At 64.9% G+C, this 16906-nt stretch carries 23 protein-coding genes; 16 read left to right on the top strand and 7 right to left on the bottom strand.

The window, feature by feature from the left end; all coding sequences use genetic code 11:
• Window positions 1-26: 26 nt before the first annotated feature.
• Both ACFSCW_RS00230 and ACFSCW_RS00225 read left to right on the top strand, forming a co-directional pair.
• Window positions 27-500 carry a methylated-DNA--[protein]-cysteine S-methyltransferase gene (locus ACFSCW_RS00230; protein WP_380885691.1) on the top strand — a complete coding sequence of 158 codons (474 nt, stop codon included), beginning with the start codon at window positions 27-29 and terminating at the stop codon, window positions 498-500.
• Window positions 497-1192: a dienelactone hydrolase family protein gene (locus ACFSCW_RS00225; RefSeq protein ID WP_380885689.1), complete on the top strand. Its 696-nt coding sequence runs from the start codon at window positions 497-499 to the stop codon at window positions 1190-1192. The genes ACFSCW_RS00230 and ACFSCW_RS00225 overlap by 4 nt, the downstream gene beginning before the upstream one ends.
• On the opposite strand, the gene ACFSCW_RS00220 is transcribed toward ACFSCW_RS00225, so the two are convergent.
• The 4 genes from ACFSCW_RS00220 to hemE all read right to left on the bottom strand — a co-directional run bounded on the left by ACFSCW_RS00220 (window position 1189) and on the right by hemE (window position 4855).
• Window positions 1189-1839, bottom strand: coding sequence for a TerC family protein (locus ACFSCW_RS00220; protein WP_380885687.1), 651 nt, complete (start codon window positions 1837-1839; stop codon window positions 1189-1191). The genes ACFSCW_RS00225 and ACFSCW_RS00220 overlap by 4 nt on opposite strands.
• 154 nt (window positions 1840-1993) lie before the next feature.
• Window positions 1994-3250, bottom strand: coding sequence for a transcription termination factor Rho (gene rho / locus ACFSCW_RS00215; protein WP_380885685.1), 1257 nt, complete (start codon window positions 3248-3250; stop codon window positions 1994-1996).
• 136 nt (window positions 3251-3386) lie between these two features.
• Complete coding sequence (locus ACFSCW_RS00210; protein ID WP_380885683.1) at window positions 3387-3830, bottom strand: CopD family protein; 444 nt, start codon at window positions 3828-3830, stop codon at window positions 3387-3389.
• A complete protein-coding gene (gene hemE, locus ACFSCW_RS00205; RefSeq protein ID WP_380885681.1) occupies window positions 3830-4855 on the bottom strand; it encodes a uroporphyrinogen decarboxylase in 1026 nt (341 codons plus the stop codon). Before hemE ends, ACFSCW_RS00210 begins: the two co-directional genes overlap by 1 nt.
• Before the next feature lie 268 nt (window positions 4856-5123).
• Here hemE and ACFSCW_RS00200 point away from each other — a divergent pair, with 268 nt between their 5' ends.
• The 11 genes from ACFSCW_RS00200 (at window position 5124) to ACFSCW_RS00150 (ending at window position 11964) form a co-directional block, all read left to right on the top strand.
• Window positions 5124-5948 (top strand): pyruvate, water dikinase regulatory protein, encoded by an 825-nt coding sequence (locus ACFSCW_RS00200; RefSeq protein WP_380885679.1) that lies wholly within the window; start codon window positions 5124-5126, stop codon window positions 5946-5948.
• Window positions 5939-6535: a Maf family protein gene (locus tag ACFSCW_RS00195; RefSeq protein ID WP_380885677.1), complete on the top strand. Its 597-nt coding sequence runs from the start codon at window positions 5939-5941 to the stop codon at window positions 6533-6535. The genes ACFSCW_RS00200 and ACFSCW_RS00195 overlap by 10 nt, the downstream gene beginning before the upstream one ends.
• Complete coding sequence (locus ACFSCW_RS00190) at window positions 6532-7365, top strand: shikimate dehydrogenase family protein (RefSeq protein ID WP_380885675.1); 834 nt, start codon at window positions 6532-6534, stop codon at window positions 7363-7365. The genes ACFSCW_RS00195 and ACFSCW_RS00190 overlap by 4 nt, the downstream gene beginning before the upstream one ends.
• Complete coding sequence (gene coaE / locus ACFSCW_RS00185) at window positions 7362-7955, top strand: dephospho-CoA kinase (RefSeq protein WP_380885673.1); 594 nt, start codon at window positions 7362-7364, stop codon at window positions 7953-7955. The genes ACFSCW_RS00190 and coaE overlap by 4 nt, the downstream gene beginning before the upstream one ends.
• An 11-nt stretch (window positions 7956-7966) precedes the next feature.
• Window positions 7967-8668: a DNA polymerase III subunit epsilon gene (dnaQ, locus tag ACFSCW_RS00180; protein WP_380885671.1), complete on the top strand. Its 702-nt coding sequence runs from the start codon at window positions 7967-7969 to the stop codon at window positions 8666-8668.
• A 51-nt stretch (window positions 8669-8719) separates the two neighbouring features.
• Entirely contained in the window at window positions 8720-9301 is a 582-nt protein-coding gene (hpf, locus tag ACFSCW_RS00175; RefSeq protein ID WP_380889955.1) for a ribosome hibernation-promoting factor, HPF/YfiA family, read from the top strand.
• A 62-nt stretch (window positions 9302-9363) separates the two neighbouring features.
• The gene (locus ACFSCW_RS00170; protein ID WP_380885669.1) at window positions 9364-9828 is read left to right on the top strand and encodes a PTS sugar transporter subunit IIA; all 465 of its coding nucleotides are present in this window, start codon (window positions 9364-9366) and stop codon (window positions 9826-9828) included.
• Entirely contained in the window at window positions 9818-10276 is a 459-nt protein-coding gene (locus tag ACFSCW_RS00165; protein ID WP_380885667.1) for a PaaI family thioesterase, read from the top strand. The genes ACFSCW_RS00170 and ACFSCW_RS00165 overlap by 11 nt, the downstream gene beginning before the upstream one ends.
• Window positions 10273-10605, top strand: a complete 333-nt coding sequence (locus ACFSCW_RS00160; protein WP_380885665.1) for a DUF1491 family protein — start codon at window positions 10273-10275, stop codon at window positions 10603-10605. The genes ACFSCW_RS00165 and ACFSCW_RS00160 overlap by 4 nt, the downstream gene beginning before the upstream one ends.
• A gap of 239 nt (window positions 10606-10844) precedes the next feature.
• Entirely contained in the window at window positions 10845-11444 is a 600-nt protein-coding gene (locus ACFSCW_RS00155) for a cell wall hydrolase (RefSeq protein WP_380885663.1), read from the top strand.
• A gap of 73 nt (window positions 11445-11517) precedes the next feature.
• Complete coding sequence (locus ACFSCW_RS00150; RefSeq protein WP_380885661.1) at window positions 11518-11964, top strand: MmcB family DNA repair protein; 447 nt, start codon at window positions 11518-11520, stop codon at window positions 11962-11964.
• A gap of 1 nt (window position 11965) precedes the next feature.
• Here ACFSCW_RS00150 and ACFSCW_RS00145 read toward each other — a convergent pair whose 3' ends face one another.
• Window positions 11966-12556 carry an ankyrin repeat domain-containing protein gene (locus ACFSCW_RS00145; RefSeq protein WP_380885659.1) on the bottom strand — a complete coding sequence of 197 codons (591 nt, stop codon included), beginning with the start codon at window positions 12554-12556 and terminating at the stop codon, window positions 11966-11968.
• A 57-nt stretch (window positions 12557-12613) separates the two neighbouring features.
• Between ACFSCW_RS00145 and ACFSCW_RS00140 the strand changes: the two genes are divergently transcribed.
• The 3 genes from ACFSCW_RS00140 to ACFSCW_RS00130 are packed head-to-tail and all read left to right on the top strand — an operon-like array spanning window position 12614 to window position 14302.
• Window positions 12614-13198: an SCO family protein gene (locus ACFSCW_RS00140; RefSeq protein WP_380885657.1), complete on the top strand. Its 585-nt coding sequence runs from the start codon at window positions 12614-12616 to the stop codon at window positions 13196-13198.
• The gene (locus ACFSCW_RS00135) at window positions 13186-13626 is read left to right on the top strand and encodes a YcgN family cysteine cluster protein (RefSeq protein ID WP_380885655.1); all 441 of its coding nucleotides are present in this window, start codon (window positions 13186-13188) and stop codon (window positions 13624-13626) included. The genes ACFSCW_RS00140 and ACFSCW_RS00135 overlap by 13 nt, the downstream gene beginning before the upstream one ends.
• Window positions 13601-14302, top strand: coding sequence for a M48 family metallopeptidase (locus ACFSCW_RS00130; RefSeq protein WP_380885653.1), 702 nt, complete (start codon window positions 13601-13603; stop codon window positions 14300-14302). The genes ACFSCW_RS00135 and ACFSCW_RS00130 overlap by 26 nt, the downstream gene beginning before the upstream one ends.
• Here the strand turns inward: ACFSCW_RS00130 and ACFSCW_RS00125 are convergent.
• Both ACFSCW_RS00125 and msrB read right to left on the bottom strand, forming a co-directional pair.
• Window positions 14284-16347, bottom strand: coding sequence for a transglycosylase domain-containing protein (locus ACFSCW_RS00125; protein WP_380885651.1), 2064 nt, complete (start codon window positions 16345-16347; stop codon window positions 14284-14286). The two genes, ACFSCW_RS00130 and ACFSCW_RS00125, sit on opposite strands and share 19 nt — an antisense overlap.
• A 152-nt stretch (window positions 16348-16499) precedes the next feature.
• Window positions 16500-16895, bottom strand: a complete 396-nt coding sequence (msrB, locus tag ACFSCW_RS00120; RefSeq protein ID WP_380885649.1) for a peptide-methionine (R)-S-oxide reductase MsrB — start codon at window positions 16893-16895, stop codon at window positions 16500-16502.
• Window positions 16896-16906 lie beyond the last annotated feature (11 nt).

Here is a 16906-nt window from a genome sequence, read left to right as displayed (position 1 = left end):
CTTCGCCCCACTGCTAACCCGCCCCTATGGCTTATGCGCGCGCCAGTGCGATGATCGCAACGCCCATCGGTCCGATTCGGGTCGAAGCGGAGGGCGATGTGCTGACCGGCATCCGCATCGGACGCGGCGGCCCTTCCGATTCTGGCCATCCCGCGGTGGACGAGGCGGTGGCGCAGCTTTCCGCCTATTTCGACGGCCGGCTCACCCGGTTCGATCTGCCGCTGGCGCCGCTGCCGAGCGACCGCGGGCCGGAGCTCCGCGATGCGATCTGCGGTATCGGCTATGGCGAAACCGCGACCTACGGCGACCTGGCCGCACGGACCGGCGCCAGCGCCCGCGCGGTCGGCCAAGCCTGCGCAACCAATCCGTTCCCGATCGTCGTCCCCTGTCACCGCGTGCTCGGCGCCGGCGGCACGCTCAGTTATTATTCGGCAGGCGACGGACCGGACACCAAGATCTGGCTTTTGAAGCACGAACGCGCGGAAGGATGGCTGCTATGATGATCGCGATCGAGACGCTGGAGCATGACGGCTCCTTCCAGGCCTATTGCGCCGAGCCCGCCGGAACGCCGCGCGCCGCCGTGATCGTGATCCAGGAGATTTTCGGGGTCAACGAAGGCATCCGCCGCAAATGCGACCATTGGGCAAGCCAAGGCTATCTCGCCCTCGCGCCCGACCTGTTCTGGCGGCTGCAACCGCGCGTCGAGTTCGATCCCGATGTGCCAGAGCAGTTCCAGCAGGCGCTCGGGCTGATGGGCAAGTTCAACCAGGATCAAGGCATTCGTGATATCGAGGCCACGATCAAGGCCGCTCGGCAAAGGCTTGGCGGAAGGGGAAAGGTCGGCTGCGTCGGTTACTGCCTAGGCGGCCGGCTTGCCTTCATGACGTCAACCCGCACCGATATCGATGCGAGCGTCGGCTATTACGGTGTTGGCATCGACAATCTGCTGCGCGAGAAACACGCGATCAGCCGTCCACTGATGCTGCACATTCCGACCGCCGACCATTTCGTCGGGCCGGACGTGCAGAGGGCGATGCACGAAGGCCTCGACGACCATCCGAAAGTCGTGCTGCACGACTATGAAGGTCTCGACCACGGCTTCGCGGCCGAAATAGGCAAACGCCGGAACGAGGAAGGCGCGCGGCTGGCAGACGGGCGAACAGAAGCGTTCTTCGCGGAGCATCTTGCCTAGGAGAACAACACGCCCACGCCGACGTGCGGGTCGACGATGCCGTCGTAGATCATCTTGCCCGCGACATAGACGATCACCGCGAGGCCGACATAAGCGATCCATCGGTAGCGCTCGATGTACCGGGCGATAAAGTTCGCCGCGATGCCCATCAGCGCTACCGACAGCAGCAGGCCGACGATCAGGATGCCGGGGTGCTCACGCGCGGCGCCGGCGACGGCGAGCACGTTGTCGAGGCTCATGCTGACATCGGCCACCGCGACCGCCCAGGCCGCGCCGGCGAAGCTCTTGGCGGCTCTCAAATCCTCGTGCCCGTCAGCGTTCGCGTCCTTGTAGGTCAGCTCGCGCCACATCTTCCAGGCGACCCAGAGCAGGATCAGCCCGCCGGCAAAGACGAGGCCGACGATCTGGAGCAATTGGGTCACGATCAGCGCGAACAGGATGCGGAGCACCAGCGCGGCGATGATGCCGATCAGGATGACTTTCTTGCGCTGATCGACAGGCAGGCCCGCGGCCAGCGCACCGACGACGATCGCATTGTCCCCCGCCAGCATGACATCGATCATCAGCACCTGGCCGAAAGCGGCGAGCGCGGACGGCGAGCCGATATTGGCGAAGTCGGCGACGATATGGGCCCAGAGGTCTTGCATAGAGGCTCAACGCTGTAGCGCAGCGTTGGTCTCTCGCAAGGCACAGAATGAGTCTAGAGAGAGGGCGCGGAGTAAATCCGCGCCGTCGGTCGGGCGACGCCCGCCGGCCGAACCGATGCGAGTCCGGCAGCAAAGTGCTGCCGGCCGCATTCGGTTACTGATTCATTGAGTCGAAGAAGTCCTCGTTGGTCTTCGAGTCCTTCATCTTGTCGAGCAGGAACTCCATCGCGTCGACGGTACCCATTTGCATCAGGATGCGGCGGAGCACCCACATCTTGGAGAGCTTGCCCTTGTCGACCAGCAACTCTTCCTTGCGCGTGCCGGACTTGCCGACGTCCATCGCCGGGAACACGCGCTTGTCGGCGACCTTGCGGTCGAGCACGATTTCCGAGTTGCCGGTGCCCTTGAACTCTTCAAAGATCACTTCGTCCATGCGGCTGCCGGTATCGATCAGTGCAGTGGCGATGATCGAAAGCGAGCCGCCTTCCTCGATGTTGCGCGCGGCGCCGAAGAAGCGCTTCGGCCGCTGCAGAGCGTTGGCGTCGACGCCGCCGGTCAGCACCTTGCCGGAGCTCGGCACGACCGTGTTGTAGGCGCGGCCGAGGCGGGTGATCGAATCGAGCAGGATCACCACGTCCTTCTTGTGCTCGACCAGGCGCTTCGCCTTTTCGATCACCATTTCGGCGACCTGGACGTGGCGCTGCGCCGGCTCGTCGAAGGTCGAGGAGATGACCTCGCCTTTTACCGAGCGCTGCATGTCGGTGACTTCCTCGGGCCGCTCGTCGATCAGCAGCACGATCAGGAACACCTCAGGGTGATTGGCCGTGATCGAGCGCGCAATGTTCTGCAGCAGCACGGTCTTGCCGACGCGCGGTGGCGCGACGATCAGCGCGCGCTGGCCTTTGCCCTGCGGCGAGATGATGTCGATCACTCGCGCGGACTTGTCCTTGATCGTCGGGTCCTTGGGATCGAGATCGAGTTTTTGTTCGGGATACAGCGGGGTCAGATTGTCGAAATTGACGCGGTGACGCACGGCGTCGGGATCGTCGAAATTGACCGCGTTCAGCCGGGTCAGTGCGAAATAGCGTTCGCCATCCTTCGGCGCACGGACCTCGCCTTCGACGGTGTCGCCGGTGCGCAGGCCGAATTTCCTCACCTGGTTCGGCGAGACATAGATGTCGTCGGGGCCGGCGAGATAATTTGCTTCTGGCGAGCGCAGGAAGCCGAAGCCGTCGGGCAGCACCTCGATCGTGCCTTCGCCCATGATCTGTTCGCCATTCTCCGCCTCAGCCTTCAGGATCGCGAACATCAGATCCTGCTTGCGGAGCGTCGACGCGCCCTCGACCCCAAGCCGTTCGGCCATTTCGACCAACTCGGCGGGCGTATTCTTTTTCAGGTCTTTGAGGTGCATCGGGGGGCTCGGAAAGCTGGATTTCGGGAGAGGAAGATCGAACGAAGGAACGGCGATCTAAGGAGAACGCGCGGCCAGGAAAGCGGCTGCACGACTTGAGGCGAGTTAGGGAGCGGCTTGATTCAAGTCAAGCCGGTCAGAACGGCTTCACGACCACCAGATAGACGATCACGACCACGGCGAGCGCGGGCAGCTCGTTGAAGATGCGCAGGCGGCGCGACGACAAGCGCGCCTCGCCTTTCGCAAGCGCTTTCGAATAGCCGACCAGCCAGCCCTGGAAACCACTCAGCGCGAAGACGATCGCGAGCTTGGCATAAAGCCAGGTCTCGCCCCAGAAATGGCCGACCGTCGCGAGCAGAAGCCCGAACAGCCAGACCGCGCCGATCGACGGCGTGAGGATGATCTTGCGCAACTTCGCCTCGCGTTCGATCCAGGCGGCCGCCTCTTCGGGCCGGCCGAGCGCATCTTGGTGATGGACCAGATAGCGCGGAAAAATGAACAGTCCCGCCATCCAGAAGATGACGAAGATGATGTGGGCGGCCTTCAGCCAGAGATAGGACAATTCCAGGACTCCAAGCATCAGCCTCCCCGTACCCGCGCCAGCAGCTGCTCGACATGCGCGATCGGCGTGTCGGGCAGGATCCCGTGTCCAAGGTTGAAGATGTGCGGGCGCCCGGCGAAGGCGTCAAGAATGCGCGCCGCTGCCTGGTCGAGCGCCACTCCGCCGGCGATCAGCGCGAGCGGATCGAGATTCCCCTGCACCGGCAAGCCGTCGGGCAGGCTGGCGTTGGCCCAGGCGGGATCGACCGTTTCGTCGAGCCCGATCGCATCCACGCCGGTCTCGCGCGCATAGGCGGGCAACTTGCCGCCCGAGCCTTTCGGGAATCCGATGATCGGCGTGTCTGGATGGCGCGTCCTGAGCGCCGACACCAGCCTCGCCGTCGGGGCGATCACCCATTGCTCATATTGCGCCGGCGACAGCGATCCGGCCCAGCTATCGAACAACTGGACGGCATGGACGCCCGCTTCGATCTGCTTCGAGAGATAATCGACGGTCATCCGTTCGATCGCATCGATGATCGCGCCGAATGCCTGCGGATCGCGATAGGCGAAGCGCCGCGCCTCCGCCTGTTCGCGGCTGCCCTGGCCGGCGACCATATAGGTGGCGACCGTCCAAGGGCTGCCGGCAAAGCCCAGAAAGGTCACTTGGGGCGGCAGCGCAGTCGCGACCCGATGCACCGTCTCATAGATGGGCATGAGCCGTTGAGGGGCGCTCTCCAGCTCACCGAGCGCATGATCGACCAGTTTCGGCGCGAGGCGCGGCCCTTCGCCGGCTTCGAACCAGAGTTTCTGGCCGAGCGCCATCGGCACCATCAGAATGTCGGAGAACAGGATCGCGCCGTCGAAGCCGAAGCGCCGGATTGGTTGGAGCGTGATCTCGGCGGCAGCCTCCGGGTCCAGGGCCAGCTCGAGGAATCCGCCCTTTTCGGCTCGCAAAGCGCGATATTCGGGCAGATAGCGTCCCGCTTGCCGCATGAGCCAGACAGGCGGCCTTTCGCCTCGTTCGCCGCGAAGCACGTTCAGCAAGGGACGACCGCTCTTCAATCTATTATTCTCTTAATTGAAAAGGATGATGAAGGAAGTTGGGGCGGGAGTGGTGGGGACTTAGGCGGGTTGCGGGACTCTGCCAACAATTTGACTCTGGCGGAATCGCGGAAGGTTCCCGATTCGCGCGCCTGTTCCCCGTAATCCACAGGAGTAGAGCGATATTTTCCGGCTGTGGGCGAAGCTGTTGGAGACGCCTGCCGGATCGGGCGCGGAATCGCCCGCACCGATCTCCCGCTTGCCTCTCCGCCCGCTTTTCCACAGGGATATGGACGTGACCACGCGGCTGCACCTTCATCTTCTCTCCGATTCCACCGGCGAGACCCTCGAAACGATCGCCAAGGCGGCGCTTGCGCAGTTCGAGGGCGTCGAGACGATCCGGCATTTCTGGCCGATGATCCGATCCGGCGCCAACCTCGAACGCATTCTCGAGGAGATCGCCCAGAATCCGGGGCTGGTGTTGTTCACGCTGGTCAATCCGGAGACCCGGCGCACGCTCGAACAGCGCTGCCGCACCCTCGGCCTGCCCGCGGTCGGCGCGATCGATCCGGTGACGGACGCCCTTTCCAATATGCTGGGACAGACCGCCGTCGCGCGGCCGGGGCGGCAACACGCGCTGGACGCCGCCTATTTCGCGCGCGTCGACGCGATCCAATTCACGATCGCCCATGACGATGGCATCGGATTCGACGATTGGGAAGAAGCCGACATCGTCCTCGCCGGCATTTCCCGCACGTCGAAGACGCCGACGTCCATCTATCTCGCCAATCGCGGCTACAAGGTCGCGAACATTCCGCTGGTGGTCGAATCGCCGCCGCCGAAAAGCCTGTTCCGATTGAAACATCCACTGGTCGTTGGTTTGACGACTAACGTCGAACGGCTGATCGCTGTCCGACGCAATCGGCTGCTGTCGCTCAATCAGGCGCCGGAGACCGATTATGTCGACCAGGAAGCAGTCGCCCGCGAAGTCGCCTTCGCCCGGCGCATCTTCGCGGACAATGGCTGGCCGGTGATTGACGTGACCCGCCGCTCGATCGAGGAAACGGCGGCGGCGATCATCAACCTGTGCAACGAGCGGCGGCAATGCGCCTGATCCTCGCGTCCGGATCGAGCAGTCGTCGTGCAATGCTGGAGGCCGCGGGCGTGCCGTTCGAGGCTCTGTCGCCGGGCGTCGACGAAGATGCTGCCAAGGCGAGCCTTGCTGCCCAAAATCACGGCCCGCGCGACATGGCCGACGCGCTTGCCGAGTTGAAGGCGCTGAAAGTCTCGAGCCGCGACCCTGGCGCGCTTGTGCTCGGCTGCGATTCCGTGGTGGCGCTCGATGACGGGACGCTGCTCGACAAGCCCGAGTCCCGGGCGGAGGCGGCGGAGCATCTGCGGCGCATGTCGGGAAAGCCTCACCATCTCTACAGTGCCGCGGTCATCGCGGAAGGCGGCCGACCGATCTGGCGCTTCGTCGATCGCGCGGTGATGCATGTCCGTCCCTTGTCGGACACCTTTATCGATTCATATCTCGACCGCGATTGGGAACAGGCGCGTTGGTGCGTAGGCGTCTACCGGGTTGAGGGGCCCGGCGCCCAGCTTTTCCATAAGATAGAGGGCAGTCAGTTCACGGTGATGGGGATGCCCCTGCTGCCGCTGCTCGACTACCTCCGAACGCGGGAAGTATTGACGTCATGACACCGTACGCAGAGGTGATCGGCGATCCGATCGCCCATTCTAAGTCGCCGGTCATCCACGGTTTCTGGCTCGATGCGCTGGGCATCCAGGGCGAATATCGCCGATGCCCGGTGCGGCCGGACGAACTCGCCGGATACTTCGAATCCCGCAGGACCGACCCAGCCTGGCGCGGCTGCAACATCACTGCTCCGCACAAGGAAGCGGCACTGGAACATGTTCCCGATCCGGGCGGCATCCGCGATACGATCGGCGCGATCAACACCGTTTTCCATGACGAAAGCGGCGGCATTGCCGGCACCAACACCGACGCGGCCGGTTTCTGGTCGCCAATCTCTGCGCTCGATCTCGCCGGAAAGCCGGTCGTCGTGATCGGTGCGGGCGGCGCGGCGCGTGCAGTGCTGTTCGCTTTGTCGCGAGTGGGTGTTGGGCCGGTCACTCTGCTCAATCGCACGCCGCTGAAAGGCGCCGGCTTGCTCGCGGCCTTTGGCCTCATGGGGAAGGCCTTGCCGCTGGACGGCCCGCTCCCGCCCGCGGCATTGCTCGTCAACGCAAGCATGCTCGGCATGACCGGCCAGCCGCCGCTCGCGCTCGACCTGGCCCCGCTGCCCGAGGACGCTGTCGTCTACGACGTGGTCTATGCGCCGTTGCTGACGCCGCTGCTGCAGGCGGCGGAAGATCGAGGGCTGGAGACGATCGACGGGCTGGAGATGCTCATCGGCCAGGCCGCACTCGCTTTCGAGCTGTTCTTCGATGCCGAACCGCCGCGCGATCGCGACGACGAACTGCGTGATCTGCTGATGTCTCGACCAGGCTCGACACAGGCGTCATGAAGATTCTCGGGCTCACCGGATCGATTGGCATGGGCAAATCGGCGGTCGCCGCCATGTTCGAAGAGGCGGGCGTGCCGGTGTTCGATGCCGATGCGGCGGTTCACCGGCTTCAGGGACCGGACGGGGAACTGATCGAAGCGATCGAGGCGGCGTTTCCCGGCGCCACCGGTCCCGGAGGCGTCGACCGGGCAAAGCTCGGACCGCGCGTGCTCGGCGATCCAGAGGCGCTCGCCCGGCTCGAAGCGATCGTGCATCCGGCAGTCGAGCAGATGCGTCAGGCTTTTCTGGACCGGCACAGGGATGCGCCGCTGATCGTGTTCGACATTCCTCTGTTGTTCGAAAAAACGGGCAAAGCGGGCCTGGACGCAGTGGTAGTTGTCTCCGCTCCTGCCGAAGCCCAGCGCACCCGCGTGCTTGCCCGCCCGGGCATGACGGTCGAGAAGTTCGAGCACATCCTGGCGCTGCAAATGCCGGACGCCGAAAAGCGCGCGCGCGCGGATTTCGTCATCGACACCGGCGTCCCGCACAAGGACACCCGCGCCCAGGTGCGGCAACTCATCTCTTGTTTGTTGGAGCCCAAAGCGCGATAGCTGCACGGACAATGCGCGAAGTCGTTTTCGATACCGAGACTACCGGAATCCAGGTTTCCGAAGGCCACCGCATGGTCGAGATCGGCTGCATCGAGCTGATCAACCGCGTCGAAACCGGCCGGACCTTCCATGCCTATTTCAACCCCGAACGGCCGATGCCGCCGGAGGCGCAGGCGGTGCACGGTCTTTCCGATGCCTTCCTGGCCGGACAGCAGCTCTTCCGCGACGCGTGCGAGGAATTGCTCGATTTTCTCGAGGACAGCCCCCTTGTCGCGCACAATGCCGCGTTCGACTTCGCTTTTTTGAATTTCGAGCTGGGCGAGTGCGGCCGGCTGCACGTGCCGCGCTCGCGGATGATAGACACGCTGGCGCTGTCGCGCACGAAATTTCCCGGCGCCAAGCACAGCCTCGACGCGATGTGCGCGCGTTTCGGCGTCGATCGCAGCCACCGCATCAAGCATGGCGCGCTGCTCGACGCGCAGTTGCTGTCGCAATGCTATGTCGAGCTGACCGGCGGCCGCCAGATTGGCTTGGGACTGGCCGAAGCGCCTGCGGACAAGGGGCCGGCGACGACGATCAATTACGACATCACGCGGCCGGTTCGTCCGCCGCGGCCGCACGCGGCTTCCCCCGAGGAGCTGGAGCGGCATGCGCGATTCCTCGCACAGTTGACCGATCCTGTATGGTTGATGGGAACGACGGCGGCTGCTTGAGGATTGACGCTGCGGGGGCTCGATTTCCCCGCCCTGACGATGGAGGCTCAGATGGACGTGCGCGTTTCGGGACATCAGGTCGATGTAGGCGAAGCGCTCCGGGGTCATGCCGCGCGGCGATTGCAGGCGACCAACGACAAATATGATGCCCGCGCCATTTCCTCGACCGTCACGTTCGGCAAGGGGCCACACGACCATCGCTTCGACTGCGAGATCATCCTGTATGCGCCCAACAGCGTGGTGCTGAAGGGCAGCAGCCGTGGCGTTGAGGCGCAGCCGGCGTTCGAGGATGCGCTCAATAAAATAGAAAAGCAGATGCGGCGCTATATGCGGCGCCTGCGCAACCGCAATGGTCAGGCGGCGAGCATCGCCGACGTGGCCTTCGACAATGCCGGCTATACGGTTTTCAGCCTGCCCGAGGCCGAACAGGAAGAGGAAGCGCCGGACAATCCGCCGATCGTCGCCGAGACGCGAGTTGATGTGCCCGACGCCAGCGTTTCGGACGCGGTGATGATGCTCGATTTGCGCAACACCAACGCGCTTTTGTTCAAGAACAGCGCCACCGGCACGTTCAACATGGTCTACCGACGAGGCGACGGGACGATTGGCTGGGTCGAGCCGCAACGGGTGTGACTCACGTCATTTGACTCTTGGCCGGCGCGCGCTAAGGCCCGCGCCGCATCGGACTTGTCTCAATGGATCTCATTCATCTCCTGAGCGGTGACGCGGTCGTTTCCGACTTGGCGGTCGCCAACAAAAAGGCGTTGTTCCAGGCGCTCGGCGGCATTGCCGAGCGGGCGCTCGGGCTGCCGGCAAAGGACGTCGTCGAGCGGCTGAACGAGCGCGAGCGGCTCGGCACCACCGGCTTTGGCGGCGGGATTGCGATCCCGCATGGCCGCATGCCCGAGCTCGACACGATTCGCGCGGTGCTTGTCCGGCTTCCCAAGCCGATCGATTACGGCGCCATCGACGATCTGCCGGTCGATATTGTGTTCATGCTGCTGTCGCCGGTCGATGCGGGTGCCGAACATCTGAAGGTGCTGGCCCAGGTGAGCCGCAAGCTGCGCGACAAGGCGTTCGTTGCCAAACTGCGCGGCGCCGGCTCGCCGGATGCGCTCTACGCCCTATTCGCGACGGCCGAAACGCGCGATGCCGCCTGAGGCGGGAGCCCAGGCGCATTTTCGCGCGCTTGAATCGCTGTACGCGTCGGCGCCGATCAACCGGCTCTTCCAGTCCCGGCTCGAGATCCTTGAAGAAGGTGTGGCCCGGATCAGCTTCGAGGTCGATGCATCCGTCCACCACGCGGCCGGAGCGGCGCACGGCACCAGCTATTTCAAGATGCTGGATGACGCCGCTTTCTATGCGGCGAACAGCCTGGTCAGCGACCGATTCCTGCTGACCACCGCTTTCAACATGTTGTTCACGCGCCCGATCGTCTCTGGCCCGGTGATTGCGGAAGGACGCTGGGTAAGCGGACGGCGCAGAGTTCTGGTCGCCGATGCGCGCCTGATTGGTCCCGATGGCGAAGAGGCCGCACGCGGCACCGGCACGTTCATGCGCTCCCGCATTCCCCTGTCATCGCTGAAGGGCTACGCGCCACCCGCATGACTCCGCGCCTGACCGCTCGCATGACCGTCGATGCGCTGATCCGGCGCGTCACGGCGGAGGGCGGATTCGCGGCGGTGCTCGCCCGAGGCGACGACATGGCGGGCGCAATCCTGCTTCTCTGCAGCGAACGGGGTGAGCCGAAGGCGCTGCTTGAGCGCACGCTAGACGGGCAAGGAAACTACCACTGGACGCCGTGCGGACCGCAAGATGTTGAGTCCGACGCGATTCGCGACGGCTACATCCAGCGCCGGCGCGCTTCGGACCCCGACTTATGGTTAATTGAACTGGACATCGCAGACGCCGAACGGTTCGCCGCTGAAATGACCTGAGTTTGTTGACGCTGGCCGCCGGCGAAACGAAAGCGGATGCAACCAGTCACGCGCCGCATCGCCGCAAAGCGGAAGCACCGCAGCGGAGATAGCGCAGTCGGGGGGAAGATCAGGAAGACGCGCGGCTGTTTTGCGCCTCATCCCGTCGATCGACTCACCGCACAGTAGAACGAATAATGAGTCGCATTTATCGGGCCGCTAGTCTTGCGGCTGTGACCTTCTGCACTTTTGTCGGGACCGTGGTGAGCGCCCCGTCGTTCGCCGAAACGGATTCCAAGCCCGTTTTCGTGACCACCAACGAATCAATTTCCCAATCGGTTCCGGCTGTTGCCGTCGAGCCGCTTCCCCCGGTTCCCCAGTCCAGCAGCGACAGCGCCATCACGGCCGCGCCTGCCGAGGAGGAGGACACCGGCCGGATCCAGACCAGGAGCCTCGACAAGCTCGTCTCGCAGCAGGCGGTTCCCGCCACGCTGGACAAAGAGACCGAGTGCCTGGCGGCTTCCGTCTATTTCGAATCGAAGAGCGAGCCACTCGAAGGCCAGCTCGCCGTTGCCGAGGTCGTGCTGAACCGCGCCAAGTCGGGTGGTCGTTTCCCGCCGTCGGTCTGCTCGGTCGTTTTCCAGAAGGGGCAGTTCTCGTTCGTCCGCGGCCACGGCTTCCCGCCGATCGCCCGCTCCGGGATCATGTGGAAGACCGCGGTCGCCATCGCCCAGATCGCAATGAACGATCAGTGGGACAGCCGTGCGTCGAAGGCGCTCTACTTCCACGCCACGCGCGTTCGTCCGGGCTGGAACCGGGTGCGCGTTGCTCAGCTCGGCAATCACGTTTTCTATCGCTGATCCGCTTTTCAGCGTTCGCATGATGTTCTAAAAGGGCGGGGTGGCAAGCCATCCCGCCCTTTTGCCGTCCGCGATGACCGCGATCGATGTCGCACGCGGCGTATCGCGGTTGCTGTTGCGGCACGACTATGTCGCGATCGGCGAAGTGCCGCTCGCCAACGGCCGCCGCGCCGACCTGATGGCGGTGGACGCGCGGGGGCGCATCATTATCGTCGAGATCAAGTGCTCGCGCGCCGATCTGCTCGGCGACGGCAAATGGCGTGATTATCTGGACTATTGCGACCGCTTCTTCTGGGCCGTGCCGCAGGGCTTCGACCTTTCGCCGTTCGACACGGACGCATTCAGCCCTGACTTGGCTGGCTTGATTGTCGCCGATCGCTACGACGCGGCGATTGCGCGCGAGGCTGCCGAGTTCGCGGTGCCCGCGCCGCGCCGTAAGGTGGCGACGCTGGATTTCGGCCGCCGCGCCGCCCGCCGGCTGCTCGGCCATCTCGATCCCGATTGCGAATCGTTCGGCTGAGTTATTTCGGCCCGGCGATGCCGCGCTTCGGCGTCGGCTTGATCTCGTCCATCAGCTTGATGAGCGCCTCGGAACGGCCGTCGCGCACCGCGTAATCGCGCGCGGACATGCCGGTCGAGGTATCCTTTTTGGCCGGGTCGGCGCCTTCGGTCAGCAGCAGCCGCGTCATCGCAAGGTCGCGATTCTGCACGGAGATGATCAGCGGCGTTTCCCCCAGCGAGTTGCTCGCATTGACCTGTGCGCTCCTAGCGATGAGCAGACGGGCGCCCTCGACGAAGCCGACGCGCGCCGCGACCATCAGCGGCGTATTGCCTTGGTTGTCCTTGAGGTCGACGCGTGCGCCCTTCTGGATCAGGAAGCCGAGCCAGTTCAGATCGCCGTCCTTCACCACCATGTGGATCGCGCGCTGGCCGGTCGAATAATCCGGGGTGTCGATCAGGTTGGGACCGCCCTTACCGAGCAATTCCATCGCCTTGGCGCCATCGCGATCCTTGACCGCTTTCAGAAAATTGAAGCTTGAAGAGAATTGCGCACTCGCCGGAGCGGCAATGGCGACGATGGCGAGAGGGATAAAAGCGGTGCGAAACGTCACGATAAGGCCCACCTGCACTTGATCGGCGCGGGTTAGCACAGCATTTCTGCCTGCGCGATGAACTTCCGCGCTTTCCTGTTCGCCCTGCCGCTCGCGCTTGCCGCCTGCGGTCAGTCCGCCACTGCGCCCGAGGCGCCGCTTGCCGGCGCGCGGATCGGCGGCCCGTTCCAGCTCACCAACCAGGACGGCAAGACCGTCACCGATCGAGACTTCGCCGGTCGATATCGGCTGATGTACTTCGGCTACACCTTTTGCCCGGACGTGTGCCCGGTCGACCTGCAGAAGCTGATGGCCGGCTACCGGCAGCTCGAAGGTTCGGACCCGCAGCTTGCCGCCAAGATCGCGCCGATCTTCGTCAGCGTCGATCCGGAGCGCGACACGCCGCCGGTGCTGAAGCAATATGTGACCGCCTTTCACCCGAAGCTGACCGGCCTGACCGGCACGCCCGAGCAGATCGCGACCACCGCCAAGGAATATGCTGTCGTCTATTCGAAGGAGAAGCGGGAAGGCGCTTCCGACTATCTCGTGAACCACAGCCGCGTCGCGTACCTATTCGGGCCGAAGGGCGACCCGATCGCGCTGATTCCGCAGGATGGCGCGCCCGACCAGATCGCCGCCGAGCTGAAGCGATGGGTGCAATGAGCGGCGGGCGCTTCTGGGAAGACAAGCCGCTCGAGGCACTCGACCGCGCGCAATGGGAGGCGCTGTGCGACGGCTGCGGCAGATGCTGCGTGCACAAGCTGGAGGACGAGGAAACAGGCGAGCTGTTCCCGACCAACGTCGCCTGCAAGCTGCTCGACCGGCATAGCGGGCGATGCTCGAACTACCGGCACCGCCGCGCCTTCGTGCCCGAATGCGTGCGGCTGACGCCGAAACTCGCAGCGACGCTCGATTGGCTGCCGGACACGTGCGCATACAAATTACGCGCCGAGGGCAAGCCATTGGCCGATTGGCACCCGCTCAACAGTGGCGATCCCGAATCGGTGCACAAGGCGGGCATATCGGTGCGGGGCTGGACCGTCTCCGAAGTCGAAGCGGGCGAGCTTGAAGACCATATTCTCGAAGGCTGAGCCGCAATTCGCGGGCAAGCCGGTCAAGGTTGTGCGCCACGCCGCTGCGCGCGTGATGCGACTGCGCGTCGATCCCCGCGACGGCGCCGTGCGGCTGACGCTCCCCCGCCGCGCGTCGCTGCGCCACGCTTATGCCTGGGTCGAGACCCAGCGGCCCTGGGTGGAGGCGCAGCTCGCCCGGATTCCGTCGCGCACGGCGTTTGCGCCGGGCATGACGCTCGACGTGGCGGGAGAAACGCTGACTTTCATTCCGGCGACGACGCGCGTGACGAGGCGAGATGGCGCCGTTGTGTATGTCGGCGGCAATCCGGCGCTGTTCGAAGCGCGCGTGCTGCGCTGGCTCAAGGCCGAAGCGCGACGCGTGCTGGACGCGGAAACGCGCGCTATCGCCGCGGAAGCCGGCGTGACGGTCGCCTGCGTTTCGGTATCAGACACGCGCTCGCGCTGGGGGAGCTGCTCGGCAAACGGCGATATCCGCTATAGCTGGCGGCTGATCCTCGCCCCGCCGTTCGTGCGCCGCTCGACTGTCGCTCACGAAGTCGCGCACCGTGTGCACATGAATCACGGCCCCGCGTTCAAGGCGCTGGAACGAAAGCTGCTGGGCGAAAGCCCCGCCGGGGCGCGCGCCTGGCTGCGCACGCACGGCGCATCATTGCATCAGTACGGGCGTCCCTGATCCGGCTGCGGCTGCGGTTCCCGCGGCCGGTCGCGATAATCGGGCGGCGGCGCGCGCCGGTCGCGCGGTTCGGCCGGCGGGGGACGGTCGCGGCCGATCGCCCGGTCGATGAATGCATCGTCGAGCTGCTCCTGTCCGCCCTGATCCGGATTGCCGCCCTGCTCGTCATAAGGCCGCGCCGTCGGCGCCACCGGATTGCCCTGCTCGTCAAGCACTGGCGGTGGCGCCTGCGCCTGGTCGGCATTGCCGTAATAGGCTTCCGCGTCCGGCTCGAGCTGCCATTCGGGCAGCTTCACTTGCGTCTCGAAAGGCTCGACCGGGCGCTTGGCGACAGCGACCCGCATGAAGGCGGCGAAGGCGCGGGCCGGCGCGGTGCCCCCCTGGAGGCCGGGCACGGTGCGCGCATCGTCGCGGCCCATCCAAACGCCGGTCGTCAGGCCGCTGGAAAAGCCCAAGAACCAACCGTCCTTGTTGCTGCTGGTCGTGCCCGTCTTGCCGGCGACCGGCCGCCCGATCTGCGCCGCGCGACCAGTGCCCGCGGAGACCGCGCTTTGCATCAGGTCGGTCATCTCGGCCGCGACCCAAGGCGCGACCAGCACCCGCGAGGTGTCGGTTTCGTGCTTGTACAGCACGCGTCCGTTCGTCGAAGTGACTTTGGTGATGCCATAGGGCGAGATCGCGATGCCTTTTGAGCCGACCGAGGCAAAGGCGCGCGTCATGTCGATCAGCCGCACGTCCGACGTGCCGAGCACCATCGAAGGCTGGGTGTTGATCGGCGTGGTAATGCCGAAACGCCGCGCCATGTCGGCGATCGTCGTGGTGCCGACGTCCTGACCAATCTTCGCTGCGATCGTGTTCACGGAATAGGTGAAGGCGGTGCGCAGGTTGATCGCGCCGGTGTAGCGGCCATTGCTGTTGCGCGGACTCCAGCCGCCGATCGTCACCGGCTCGTCGACAACGGTGTCGTCGGGTTTGTAGCCGGCCTCCAGCGCCGAGAGGTACACGAACAGCTTGAACGCCGATCCGGGCTGGCGCGTCGCCTGCGTCGCGCGGTTGTAAATCGAGGTGACGTAATCCTTGCCGCCGATCATCGCCCGCACCGCGCCGTCGCGGTCGAGGGAGACGAGCGCACCTTGCGCGTTGCCCGGCGCGTTGGCGCGAATCGCGGCCTGGCCGGCCTTCTGCATTTCAGGATCGAGCGTAGTCCAGACGTCCAGCGGTTCGACCGTCTCGTCGATCAAGGTTTCGAGCTGCGGCAGCGCCCAGTCGGTAAAGTAGCGGACGCTGTTCTCGTTCGCGTCTTCGTTCAGCTTGACCTTCACCTGTTCGGCGTTGGCGGCGTCGGCCTGGCTGATCACGCCGTTTTCGACCATTGAGTTCAGCACCACGCCCGAACGGCCGATCGCGGCCTCGGCATCGGCGGTCGGCGAATAGCGCGACGGTGCCTTGACCAGCCCCGCGATCACGGCGGCTTCGGCCAGGCTCAGATTGTTCGCGGAATGGCCGAAGAAACGGCGCGAGGCAGCATCGATGCCGTAGGAGCCGCCGCCGAAATAGACCTTGTTCAGATAGAGCTCGAGGATCTGGTCCTTCGAGAATTTTCGCTCCATAGCCAGCGCGAGCAGCCATTCGCGTGCCTTGCGGCCGAAAGTGCGGCTGTTGGTCAGGAACACGTTGCGTGCGAGTTGCTGGGTGATGGTCGATCCGCCCTGCGCCCAATAGCCGCGGCGCACCCGCACATAGGTCGAGCGCGCGATGCCGATCGGGTCGACGCCCAGATGCATGCGGTAGCGCTTGTCCTCGACCGAGACCATCGCGTCCTTCATCACCTGCGGGATCTGGTCGTAGGTCAGCCACTCGCCATAGCTCGGCCCAAGCGACACCAGCACCGTGCCGTCGGCGGCATGGACGCGGATCATCTGCCCGTTCGGCGAGGATTTCAGCTCCGAATAGGTCGGCAGCGTCGACGCCTGGAGGTACACAGCGACCACCAGCGCGACGAGCCCGACCAGCGCGCTCGCGGCGGCGATCTTGATCACACGCATGAAGGTGCGGCGTCTCTGGGACGGCGCAGGCTGTTTCGGCTGGGGAGGGCGCGAAGGGCGCGGAGGAGATGCCATCGGGGTGCGCCCGGTTTAGTGGCTAACCCCGCCTGTCACAAGGATGAACCGCGCCGCCGCGCCCTCGGCCTGTCCGGCTATTTCTTCGGTTCGAAGTCCAGCGACACGCTGTTGATGCAATAGCGCAGGCCTTCCGGCCCCGGACCGTCGGGGAACACATGACCCAGATGCCCGTCGCACTTCGCGCAACGCACTTCGACCCGGCGCATGCCGTGGCTGACATCCTCGTGCTCCGTCACCGCTTCGGGCGCGAACGGATGGGTGAAGCTCGGCCAGCCCGATCCCGAATCATACTTGGTGTCGCTCTGGAACAGGTCCGCTCCGCACGCCGCGCAGCGGTAGGTGCCCTCGGCCTTGTTATCGTAGAGCGCGCCGGTGAAGGCTCGCTCGGTGCCGGCTTCGCGCAGCACATGATATTGTTGGGGGGAGAGGCGCTTCCGCCACTCCGACTCGGGAAGGTCGAGCTTTTCCATGCGCGGCAATT

This window comes from Sphingomonas tabacisoli (assembly GCF_042678385.1).
GTDB lineage: Bacteria > Pseudomonadota > Alphaproteobacteria > Sphingomonadales > Sphingomonadaceae > Sphingomonas_B > Sphingomonas_B tabacisoli.
This window is presented reverse-complemented; position numbering and strand designations above follow the sequence as displayed.

Coding starts and splice junctions, on each gene's coding strand:
- ACFSCW_RS00230 (WP_380885691.1), top strand. CDS start 27: ATGGCTTATGCGCGCGCCAGTGCGATGATCGCAACGCCCATCGGTCCG.
- ACFSCW_RS00225 (WP_380885689.1), top strand. CDS start 497: ATGATGATCGCGATCGAGACGCTGGAGCATGACGGCTCCTTCCAGGCC.
- ACFSCW_RS00220 (WP_380885687.1), bottom strand. CDS start 1,839: ATGCAAGACCTCTGGGCCCATATCGTCGCCGACTTCGCCAATATCGGC.
- rho (WP_380885685.1), bottom strand. CDS start 3,250: ATGCACCTCAAAGACCTGAAAAAGAATACGCCCGCCGAGTTGGTCGAA.
- ACFSCW_RS00210 (WP_380885683.1), bottom strand. CDS start 3,830: ATGCTTGGAGTCCTGGAATTGTCCTATCTCTGGCTGAAGGCCGCCCAC.
- ACFSCW_RS00200 (WP_380885679.1), top strand. CDS start 5,124: ATGGACGTGACCACGCGGCTGCACCTTCATCTTCTCTCCGATTCCACC.
- ACFSCW_RS00195 (WP_380885677.1), top strand. CDS start 5,939: ATGCGCCTGATCCTCGCGTCCGGATCGAGCAGTCGTCGTGCAATGCTG.
- ACFSCW_RS00190 (WP_380885675.1), top strand. CDS start 6,532: ATGACACCGTACGCAGAGGTGATCGGCGATCCGATCGCCCATTCTAAG.
- coaE (WP_380885673.1), top strand. CDS start 7,362: ATGAAGATTCTCGGGCTCACCGGATCGATTGGCATGGGCAAATCGGCG.
- dnaQ (WP_380885671.1), top strand. CDS start 7,967: ATGCGCGAAGTCGTTTTCGATACCGAGACTACCGGAATCCAGGTTTCC.
- hpf (WP_380889955.1), top strand. CDS start 8,720: ATGGACGTGCGCGTTTCGGGACATCAGGTCGATGTAGGCGAAGCGCTC.
- ACFSCW_RS00170 (WP_380885669.1), top strand. CDS start 9,364: ATGGATCTCATTCATCTCCTGAGCGGTGACGCGGTCGTTTCCGACTTG.
- ACFSCW_RS00165 (WP_380885667.1), top strand. CDS start 9,818: ATGCCGCCTGAGGCGGGAGCCCAGGCGCATTTTCGCGCGCTTGAATCG.
- ACFSCW_RS00160 (WP_380885665.1), top strand. CDS start 10,273: ATGACTCCGCGCCTGACCGCTCGCATGACCGTCGATGCGCTGATCCGG.
- ACFSCW_RS00150 (WP_380885661.1), top strand. CDS start 11,518: ATGACCGCGATCGATGTCGCACGCGGCGTATCGCGGTTGCTGTTGCGG.
- ACFSCW_RS00140 (WP_380885657.1), top strand. CDS start 12,614: ATGAACTTCCGCGCTTTCCTGTTCGCCCTGCCGCTCGCGCTTGCCGCC.
- ACFSCW_RS00135 (WP_380885655.1), top strand. CDS start 13,186: ATGGGTGCAATGAGCGGCGGGCGCTTCTGGGAAGACAAGCCGCTCGAG.
- ACFSCW_RS00125 (WP_380885651.1), bottom strand. CDS start 16,347: ATGCGTGTGATCAAGATCGCCGCCGCGAGCGCGCTGGTCGGGCTCGTC.
- msrB (WP_380885649.1), bottom strand. CDS start 16,895: ATGGAAAAGCTCGACCTTCCCGAGTCGGAGTGGCGGAAGCGCCTCTCC.